The organism is Peterkaempfera griseoplana (assembly GCF_001418575.1).
Taxonomy (GTDB): Bacteria; Actinomycetota; Actinomycetes; order Streptomycetales; family Streptomycetaceae; genus Peterkaempfera; species Peterkaempfera griseoplana.
The window spans coordinates 1-9,025 of sequence record NZ_LIQR01000543.1 but is presented as its reverse complement, the minus strand read 5'-3'; the positions used below and the strand labels follow the sequence as shown (position 1 = coordinate 9,025).

At 74.2% G+C, this 9,025-nt stretch carries 10 protein-coding genes; 6 read left to right on the top strand and 4 right to left on the bottom strand.

All coding sequences use genetic code 11. From position 1 onward, the window contains the following. The 3 genes from AOK09_RS32180 to AOK09_RS32170 all read right to left on the bottom strand — a co-directional run. Positions 1-269: hypothetical protein (locus AOK09_RS32180; protein WP_055590760.1), on the bottom strand; the 269-nt coding region annotated here is incomplete at its 3' end. 127 nt (positions 270-396) lie between these two features. Then, positions 397-870 (bottom strand): heme-degrading domain-containing protein, encoded by a 474-nt coding sequence (locus AOK09_RS32175; protein WP_055590759.1) that lies wholly within the window; start codon positions 868-870, stop codon positions 397-399. A 7-nt stretch (positions 871-877) separates the two neighbouring features. Continuing rightward, positions 878-1,939: a Gfo/Idh/MocA family oxidoreductase gene (locus AOK09_RS32170; protein WP_055590758.1), complete on the bottom strand. Its 1,062-nt coding sequence runs from the start codon at positions 1,937-1,939 to the stop codon at positions 878-880. 56 nt (positions 1,940-1,995) lie between these two features. On the opposite strand from AOK09_RS32170, the gene AOK09_RS32165 reads away from it, so the two are divergent. The 6 genes from AOK09_RS32165 (at position 1,996) to AOK09_RS32140 (ending at position 7,919) form a co-directional block, all read left to right on the top strand. Continuing rightward, positions 1,996-3,048 (top strand): ROK family transcriptional regulator, encoded by a 1,053-nt coding sequence (locus tag AOK09_RS32165; RefSeq protein ID WP_055590757.1) that lies wholly within the window; start codon positions 1,996-1,998, stop codon positions 3,046-3,048. A gap of 174 nt (positions 3,049-3,222) precedes the next feature. Then, positions 3,223-4,080 carry an alkaline phosphatase family protein gene (locus AOK09_RS32160; protein WP_055590756.1) on the top strand — a complete coding sequence of 286 codons (858 nt, stop codon included), beginning with the start codon at positions 3,223-3,225 and terminating at the stop codon, positions 4,078-4,080. Positions 4,081-4,084: 4 nt separating this feature from the next. Further along, positions 4,085-5,332: an MFS transporter gene (locus tag AOK09_RS32155; RefSeq protein ID WP_055590755.1), complete on the top strand. Its 1,248-nt coding sequence runs from the start codon at positions 4,085-4,087 to the stop codon at positions 5,330-5,332. Further along, positions 5,329-6,351, top strand: a complete 1,023-nt coding sequence (locus tag AOK09_RS32150; protein ID WP_055590754.1) for a TolB-like translocation protein — start codon at positions 5,329-5,331, stop codon at positions 6,349-6,351. The genes AOK09_RS32155 and AOK09_RS32150 overlap by 4 nt, the downstream gene beginning before the upstream one ends. Positions 6,352-6,441: 90 nt before the next feature. After that, the gene (locus tag AOK09_RS32145) at positions 6,442-7,221 is read left to right on the top strand and encodes an HAD-IIA family hydrolase (protein WP_055590753.1); all 780 of its coding nucleotides are present in this window, start codon (positions 6,442-6,444) and stop codon (positions 7,219-7,221) included. A 398-nt stretch (positions 7,222-7,619) separates the two neighbouring features. Further along, positions 7,620-7,919 (top strand): hypothetical protein, encoded by a 300-nt coding sequence (locus tag AOK09_RS32140; RefSeq protein ID WP_055590752.1) that lies wholly within the window; start codon positions 7,620-7,622, stop codon positions 7,917-7,919. 190 nt (positions 7,920-8,109) lie between these two features. Here the strand turns inward: AOK09_RS32140 and AOK09_RS32135 are convergent. Beyond that, positions 8,110-9,025 (bottom strand): nitronate monooxygenase (locus AOK09_RS32135; protein ID WP_055590751.1); only part of this gene is annotated, 916 nt, incomplete at its 5' end.

Genomic DNA, 9,025 nt, shown 5'->3' with positions numbered 1-9,025 from the left:
CCCAGCAGCAGCGGATAGGCCAGGGCCAGGGCGGTGGTCACGGCGAAGCAGCCGATCCGCAGCCGGGGGTTGGCGTTGCGGTTGCCGTTGGCCATGGAGGTGACGAAGGCCGCGCCGAACACCGCCGCACCGGCGACGGCGAGGACGGAGGCGGCGCGCGAGTGCTGGTCGAGGGTGCTGAGGCCGGGGATCAGCCCCCACAGCCAGATGATGCTGAACCACCACTCGCGCACCTTCCAGCGGCGGCACCAGTCGACGATCCGCCGCATGCGCTCTCCTCTGGCTGCCGTGGCTCCTCGCCGGTGCCGGGCCTCGATGGTGACGGGACCTCCCCAGGGTGCCGGAGCGGGGCGTCCGCTGCCAGTGAGTGCGGTCGCGCCCCCGGCATGACGGATGTCATGCCAGATGGCGCTCCAGACCGGCGACGACCAGCCGGTGGTCGTCGGCCTGGGGCAGTCCGGAGACGGCCACCGTGCCGATGACGCCGACGTGCGGCAGCGCGATGGGGAACGCCCCGCCGTGGGCGGCGTAGACGTCGGGGTCCAGGCGCATCTTCTCCTCGAAGGTGGAGCCCCGGGCGAGGCAGCGCAGCCCCACCAGGTACGAGGAGTGGCCGAAGCGGTCCACCACCCGGGACTTGCGCTGGATCCAGGCGTCGTTGTCGGCGCTGGTGCCGGGCAGGGCGCAGTGGAAGAGCTGCTGGCCGTTGCGGCGGACGTCGACGGTGACCGGCGCCCGGCGGGCGCGGGCCAGCTCGGTGAGGGTGGTGCCGAGCCGCCAGGCGTCGTCGTTGTCGAAGTGGGGCAGCACCAGGCGCTGCTCCTCGGCCTCGATCTGCAGGATCAGTTCGGCGAGGTCGGTGGGGTTCATGGGGCCTTCACGCTTCCTCGGTGAGGTGGACGGTGGTGCCGGTGGCGGCGGAGCGGCGGGCGGCCTCCAGCACGGCGAGGGCGGCCACCGCGTCGCGGGGGTCGACGGGGACGGGTGCGCCGTCGCGCAGCGCGGCGGCGACGCCGTGGTAGAAGGCGGGGTAGTCGCCGGCCTCGGTGGGGACGGGCCGGGTGCCGTCGGTGGTGCCCAGCAGACCGTGGGCGCTCTCCGGCTCCGCGCCCCAGGGGGCGCCGTCGCCGGGGCGGCGGCCGTCGCGCAGTGCGGCCTCCTGGGGGTCCAGGCCGTACTTGACGTAGCCCGCACGGTCGCCCAGCACGCGCAGGCGGGGGCCGAGCTGTGCGGTGATGGCGCTCATCCACAGGTGGGAGCGGACCCCGGAGGTGTGGGTGAGGGCGATGAAGGAGTCGTCGTCGACGGCCGCGTCGGTGCGTACGGCGTCGATCTCGGCGTAGACGGTGGCGGCGGGGCCGAAGAGGGTCAGTGCCTGGTCGACCAGGTGGCTGCCGAGGTCGTACATGGTGCCGCCGATCTCGGCGGGGTCGGGCAGCTCGCGCCAGCCCGCCTTGATCTGCGGGCGCCAGCGCTCGAAGCGGGACTCGAAGCGGTGCACCCGGCCGAGGGCGCCGTCGGCGACCAGCCGTCGGACGGTGAGGAAGTCGTTGTCCCAGCGGCGGTTCTGGAAGACGGTGAGCAGCAGTCCGCGCTGTTCCGCGAGGTCGGCCAGGGCGGCTGCCTCGGCGGCCGTGCCGGCCAGCGGTTTGTCGACCACGACGGGCAGGCCGGCGTCGAGGGCGGCGCGGGCGAGCGGTACGTGGGTGCGGTTGGGGGAGGCGACGACGACCAGGTCGACCGAGCCGTCGAGCAGCTGCTCGGGTGTGTCGACGGCGCGTGCGCCGGGGTGCTCGCGGTGCAGCTGGGCGCGGCGCTCGGGGCTGGCGGTGACCACGGCCTCCAGGCGCATCCCGGGTGTGGTGGCGATCAGCGGGGCGTGGAAGGCGGAGCCGGCGAGGCCGTAGCCGACCAGGCCGACGCGGAGGGTGGCGGACATGTCCCCCACTTAAGCAACAGTGTTGCGTAAGTGCAAGCGGCGGGCAGAATGGGCGGGTGAACGCACTCAACCTGCCCGCCCTGCGCGGCCACAACGCCGCGGTCGTGCTGGGACTGCTCCGCGGACGCGAGGGCGTCAGCCGGGGTGAGATCGCCGGCGGGAGCGGGCTGACCCCGCAGGCGGTCAGCAAGATCCTGGCCCGGCTGCGGGCCGCCGGGCTGGTCGCCGAGGCCGGCCGCGGGGAGTCGACCGGCGGCAAACCGCGCACCCTGCTGCGGCTGGTACCCGAGGCCGGGTACGCCGCCGGGGTGCACCTGGACCGCGGACGCCTGCTGGTGCTGCTGGTCGACCTGCTGGGGCGCCGGCTGGACCAGGTGGACGAGCCGCTGGAACCGGGCGATCCCGAGGCCGTGGTGGAGCGGGTCGCCCAGGCGGTGGAGCGGGTGGCGGCAGGGCGGCCGCTGCTGGGCGTCGGGGTGGGGACCCCGGGCCCGCTGGACCACGCCGCAGGAGTGCTGCACCGGGTGACCGGGCTGCCGCAGTGGGACGGTTTCCCGCTGCGGGCCCGCCTCGGGGCGCGGACCGGGACGCCGGTGGCGATCGACAAGGACACCAACGCCGCAGTGCTCGCCGAACCCGCGGGCGGCTCCCGCTCGTCGGTCTACGTCCACCTGGGGAGCGGGCTCGGCGCCGGGCTGGTGCTCGACGGGGCGCTGTACCGGGGCGCCCGTACCAACGCGGGGGAGTTCGGCCATCAGACGGTGCAGCTGGACGGCCCCCGCTGCGAGTGCGGCAACCGGGGCTGTCTGGAGGCGCTCTGCCTGGCCGCGCTGCGGGCCGGGGACGCGCCGGCGGCGGCGCGGCTGATGGGCGCCGGGGTGGCCAACCTGGTGCGGCTGCTGGACGTGGACCGGGTGGTGCTGGGCGGCGCGGCGGTGCTGGCCGAGCCGGCGGTCTTCGTCCGGGGGGTCGCGGCCGAGCTGGCGGAGCGCATCCCCGACCCCGCCTGGCAGACCGTACCGGTCACGGTGACCGGGGCGGGGGAGCAGGCGGTGGCGGCGGGCGCCGCGGAGCTGGTGCTGGCCCCGCTGTTCGGCCGGGAGGGCTGAGGCGCGCGCAGGCGTGCGCCAACGGGACCGCCCGCACCGCGGAGGGCCCTGGCCGCCTCGCCGGGCAAGGACACTGACTGTTCGTCCGCTCTTCACTGTTCCTGTGGCGAACATGCCATCCGCGGGCTCCTAGCCTGGGCGCGCTCCTGACCCCCCGTCGTACGGAGGACAGCCATGCGCCGCCGCACCCTCACCGCCGTCGCCTCAGCACTCGGCATCGCCGCCGCCTCCCTGGGCCTGTGGTCCGGCGGAGACGCCCAGGCCGCCGGATCGCTGCCCACCCCCGACCACACCGTGGTGGTGGTCTTCGAGAACCACGCGTACACGCAGGTCATCGGCAGCTCCAGCGCCCCCTACATCAACTCGCTGAAGAGCGGCGGTGCCAACCTCACCGCCTCCTACGCGATCACCCACCCCAGCCAGCCCAACTACTTCGCGCTCTTCTCGGGCTCCACCCAGGGCATCACCGACGACAGCTGCTACACCCCGGGCTTCAGCTCCGCCGCCAACCTCGCCTCCGAGCTGATCGCGGCCGGCAAGACCTGGGCCAGCTACAACGAGACCCTGCCCAGCCAGGGCTCCACCACCTGCAGCAGCGGCAAGTACGCCCGCAAGCACAACCCCTGGTTCGGCTTCAGCAACGTCCCCACCTCCAGCGCCCACACCTTCACCCAGTTCCCCACCGACTACACCACGCTGCCGCAGGTGTCCTTCGTGACGCCCAACCTGTGCAGCGACATGCACGACTGCTCGGTGTCCACCGGTGACACCTGGCTGAAGAACAACCTGGGCGCCTACGCCACCTGGGCCAAGACCCACAACAGCCTGCTGATCGTCACCTTCGACGAGGACAACAGCCTCAGCGGCAACCGCATCACCACCGTCCTCTACGGGCAGCCGGTGGCCGCCGGGTCCAGCTCCGCCACCACCTACAACCACTACAACGTGCTGCGCACCGTGGAGGACCTCTACGGCACCTCCCACGCGGGCAACGCGGCCTCCGCGTCGGACATCACCGGCATCTGGAACTGAGCGCATGTATCTCGCGGAGAGCCGCGGGACGGCGCCGCCCACCGCCCCCGGGCGGTGGGCGGCGGCCGTGCCGGGCACCGTACTGGCACTCGGCTCGGTCAGCCTGATCACCGATGTGTCGGCGGAGATGGTCACCGCCGTGCTGCCGCTCTACCTGGTCTCCGGGCTGGGTCTCTCCCCGCTGGGCTTCGGGCTGCTGGACGGCGTCTACAACGGCTTCAGCGCGGTGGTGCGGCTGCTCGGCGGCCACCTCGCGGACCGCGGCGGCGGGCGGCACAAGGCCGTGGCGGCGGTCGGCTACGGGCTGTCGGCGCTGTGCAAACCCCTGCTGCTGGCGGTCCACACGCTGCCGCTGATCGGCGCGGTGCTGGCGGTTGACCGGACCGGCAAGGGCCTGCGGACCGCCCCGCGGGACGCCCTGATCTCCCTCTCCACCCCCGAGAGCCGCCGGGGCCGGGCGTTCGGGGTGCACCGCGCCATGGACACCGCCGGGGCACTGCTGGGACCGCTGCTGGCGTTCCTGGTGCTGAGGGTGGCGGCCGAGGGCTATGACGCGGTGTTCACGGTGAGCTCCTGCGTGGCCGCGGTGGGCGTCCTGGTGCTGCTGCTCTTCGTCCCGGGAGGGCGGCAGGCGACCCGGGATACACCGGACGGAGGGCGGCATCCGGCGGCGGTGCGGCCCCGGGAGGCGCTGGCGCTGCTGCGGCTCCCGGCACTGCGGCGGCTGACGGTCTGCGCGGTGCTGCTGGGACTCACCACGGTCAGCGACTCCTTCGTGTACCTGGTGCTGCAACGCAGGTTCGCGATCCCGGTGCAGTGGTTCCCGCTGCTGCCGCTGGGCACCGCGGCGTCGTTCCTGCTGCTGGCGGTGCCGCTGGGGGCGGTGGCGGACCGGGTGGGCCGGCGGCGGCTGTTCCTGCTGGGGCACCTGGCGCTGCTGGGCGCCTACGCGCTGCTGCTCGGCCCGTCGGGCGGTGGGCTGCTGCCGGTGGCCGTGCTCGTCCTGCACGGCGCCTTCTACGCCGCGACCGACGGTGTGCTGCCGGCCGCCGCGGCCGGTGCGGTGCCGGAGCGGCTGCGGGCCAGCGGGCTCGCCCTGGTGGGCACCGGGCAGGCGGTGGCCAGGTTCGGCTGCTCGCTGGCCTTCGGTGCGGCCTGGACGGCCTGGGGCGACCGGACCGCGCTGGGCTGGGCCGCCGGTGCGCTCGCCCTGGCGGCGGTGCTCGCCGCGGCCGTGGTGGGTGCCGAATGAAGCGCGGAGCCAGGATCGCCGTACTGCTCACCGCGGTGCTGCTGCTGGGCGGTGTCTCCGCCGGCGCGGTACTGCATGCGGCCGACCGGGCCGGGCGGCGCGACCAGGTCCAGGCGGGCGGCCCGGACGTGGCACCGGGGACGGTGACGCTGGCCCCCGGGGGCGGCCGGCGGATGGTCTTCCGCTCGATGGCCTGGGGGCCGCACCGCGACGAGCTGGCCTCCGTACCGGCCGCCGGGCCGGACGCCACCCGCACCGTCTCCGGGGTCCGCTGCCTGCGCTTCTACGCGTCGGCCGGCACCGGGATCTGTCTCCAGGCGGTGCACGGCACCCTGGACGACAGCTACCGGGCGGTGGTGCTCGACGCCCGCCTCCACGAGCGGCGCCACTTCCCGCTGGGCGGCATCCCCACCCGCAGCCGGGTGTCGCCCTCCGGACGGATGGTCGCCTGGACGGTCTTCGTCAGCGGCGACTCCTACGCGGGCACCGACTTCTCCACCCGCACCTCCATCCTGGACACCCGCACCTGGACCCTCCAGGACAACCTGGAGCGCTACCGGGTGATCAAGGACGGCCGCACGTACCACGCCTCCGACACCAACGTCTGGGGCGTCACCTTCGCCGACGACGGTCACTTCTGGGCCACCCTGGCCACCGGCGGGAAGACCTACCTGGTGCACGGCGACGTCGCCGCCCGCACCCTCACCACGGTGCGGGAGAACGTGGAGTGCCCCTCGCTCTCCCCGGACGGGACCCGGCTCGCCTTCAAGAAGCGGGTGCCGGGGCTGCCCGCCGACGCCCCCTGGCGGCTCTACGTCCTGGATCTGCGGACCATGCGGGAGGTCCCGCTCGCCGAACGGCGCAACGTGGACGACCAGGCGGTCTGGTCCGACGACCGCACCCTGGTCTACGCCCTGCCCGGCGACTACGGCGCCGACCTGTGGACCGTGCCCGCCGACGGCGGCGGCACCCCCCGGAAACTGCTGGGCGGCGCCCTGGCCCCCGCCTATATCAGCTGATGGGAAGGGGTGCCCTGCGGCTTGCCCCGGCGATTACGCTGTGCTCGTCGGGGCAGCCGCCGTATCAGGACACGCAGGGGAGACACGCACGTGGCAGAGCGCAAGCCGATCGAGTCATGGCTGACCGACATGGACGGGGTCCTGGTGCACGAGGGCATCCCCATCCCCGGGGCGGAGGAGTTCATCCGGCGGCTGCGCGAGTCCGGCAAGCCGTTCCTGGTGCTCACCAACAACTCCATCTACACCCCGCGCGACCTGGCCGCCCGGCTCGCCGGGATCGGCCTGGAGGTGCCCGAGGAGTGCATCTGGACCTCGGCGCTGGCGACCGCCAAGTTCCTGTCCGGACAGCGTCCCGGCGGCACCGCCTATGTGATCGGAGAGGCCGGGCTGACCACGGCGCTCTACCAGATCGGCTATGTGCTGACCGACAGCAACCCCGACTACGTCGTCCTCGGTGAGACCCGCACCTACAGCTTCGAGGCGCTCACCAAGGCCATCCGGCTGATCAACGGCGGCGCCCGGTTCATCGCCACCAACCCCGACGAGACCGGCCCCTCCGCGGAGGGCGCCCTGCCCGCCACCGGTTCGGTCGCGGCGCTGATCACCAAGGCCACCGGGGTGGAGCCGTACTTCGTCGGCAAGCCCAACCCGCTGATGATGCGCGAGGCGCTCAACACCCTCAAGGCCCACTCCGAGTCCACCGCCATGATCGGCGACCGGATGGACACCGACATGGTGGCGGGCATGGAGGCCGGTCTGGAGACCGTGCTGGTGCTCAGCGGACTGACCCAGCCCGGCGAGGTGGAGCGCTTCCCCTACCGGCCCGGCCGGGTGGTCAAGTCGATCGCCGACCTGATCGACGAGATCTGAGCCGCACAGCGACACGAAGGAGCCTCTGCCCCGGAGGACGTCTCCGGGGCAGGGGATCCGTGGCAGGACCGGGCCGATGGCCGAGACCCTGCGTCAAGGCGGGCCGCACAACCTCCTGGACGTGTGCCGCGCACGCGTGACAGCGTGATCCCGCGGCGCCCGGCAGGGAGCCGACGACAACGGGGGGCTCGATGATGACGCCGGTACTGCGGCAACGCGCTCTGTTCTGCTCCGCGGCGGTGGTCGCGGTGGTCGCCCTGGGCGGTTGCAGCGGACACCACCGGCCCACTGCTTCGCATCGGCCCGCTGCCTCGGCGCACCGGACGACTGCGCCTGCGGCAACCGGCAGCAGTACCCGCTGGCGCGATCCTGAGCAGAGCCTGACCGGTACGAAGGGCATGAAGGTGCTGGCCGGCACCGGGCGTCGTACCGGGAATCTGACGACCGCTCTGCCCGGCAGGATCGCCCCGGGCACGGCCTGGGTGGCCACCGAGTGCCAGGGCGTCGGCACGGTGACGGTGGACGCGGGGTCGCTGGGCACCTACACCGAGCAGTGCTCCGCCCAGGCTGACGGCACTGCCAACGCCTATGAGTCCGGGGCCCCGAGAACGGCGTCCTCGCTCAGGGTGACCGCTGATCCCGGTCTCACCTGGGCGGTCGCGGTCGGCTGGGATCCCTCTCGCAGCCACCCGGGATAGCGCCCCACCCGGTCTCTGCCGTCCCCCGGCCCGTAGCGGGTGAACGGCGTCGCCCGACAACGACCACCGTCGGCCGTTCCCGCCGGGCCCGGGGGACGGCAGCGGTCGTGTCGCAGGCCGGAGCGCCGGCGGGGGACGGGGATCGGTCCGGGGCGACGCCGCCCCGGCCGACCGGGGCCCGGGCCTCCCGTCAGGGTGCGGCCCGGTGCCCGTGGGGGGTGCCGGTGGCCTCCGCCAGCTCGGTGACCAGCAGTTCCACCAGCTCCGCGGCGGGGATGGCACGGGCCAGTCGGTGGCCGGTACCCGCCCACAGGGCCATGCCGTCCGGGTCGCCCTGCTCGGCCGCGGCCCGGCGCAGCGGCGCCGTCAGATGGTGCACCAGCGGGTAGCAGGAGGCGGGCGCGGCCGCCCGGTGCTCCGCGACGAAGCGGTTGACCAGGGCGCGGGCCGGGCGCCCGGAGAAGGCCGTGGTGACCGTGGTGGAGGAGCCGAAGGCGCCGTGCTCCACCCAGCGCGGGTCGGTGAGGGCCGTCTTGTGCAGCGGGTGGGCGCCGCTCTCCGGGGTGGCGACGAAGGCGGTGCCCAGCTGCCCGGCCGCCGCACCGGCGGCCAGTACGGCGGCCAGCCCGGCGCCGTCCATCACCCCGCCCGCCGCCAGCAGCGGCATCCGGGCGCCGTCCTCCTCCACCGCCTTGCGGACGGCGGGCAGCAGCTCCAGCAGTCCGGGCCCGGTGTCGGCGATGCCCAGCGGTTCGAAGGAGCCCCGGTGGCCGCCGGCCTCCGGCCCCTGCACCACCAGCACGTCGGCACCGGCGCGCAGCGCGGTCACGGCCTCCTCGGGGGAGGTGACGGTGACGGCGATCTCGGTGCCGCCCGACTGCAGCCGGGCGATGGTGTCCGGGTCGGGGCAGCCGAAGGTGAAGGAGACCAGGGGCACCGCCGTCTCGGCGAGCACATCCAGCTTCTCCTCGTAGTCGTCGTCGTCCCAGTCGGGCACGGGCGGCAGGGCGGCGCCGTACCGCTCGGCCTCGCCCGCCAGCTCCTCCCGGTAGCGGGTGGCGGTCTGGGTCGCGTGCGGGGCCGGGCGGTACGGCGCCGCCCTGCCG

Excerpts from the sequence above, each read along its gene's own strand:
- AOK09_RS32155 (WP_055590755.1), top strand. The coding sequence starts at position 4,085 with ATGTATCTCGCGGAGAGCCGCGGGACGGCGCCGCCCACCGCCCCCGGG.
- AOK09_RS32170 (WP_055590758.1), bottom strand. The coding sequence starts at position 1,939 with ATGTCCGCCACCCTCCGCGTCGGCCTGGTCGGCTACGGCCTCGCCGGC.
- AOK09_RS32140 (WP_055590752.1), top strand. The coding sequence starts at position 7,620 with ATGAAGGTGCTGGCCGGCACCGGGCGTCGTACCGGGAATCTGACGACC.
- AOK09_RS32175 (WP_055590759.1), bottom strand. The coding sequence starts at position 870 with ATGAACCCCACCGACCTCGCCGAACTGATCCTGCAGATCGAGGCCGAG.
- AOK09_RS32160 (WP_055590756.1), top strand. The coding sequence starts at position 3,223 with ATGCGCCGCCGCACCCTCACCGCCGTCGCCTCAGCACTCGGCATCGCC.
- AOK09_RS32150 (WP_055590754.1), top strand. The coding sequence starts at position 5,329 with ATGAAGCGCGGAGCCAGGATCGCCGTACTGCTCACCGCGGTGCTGCTG.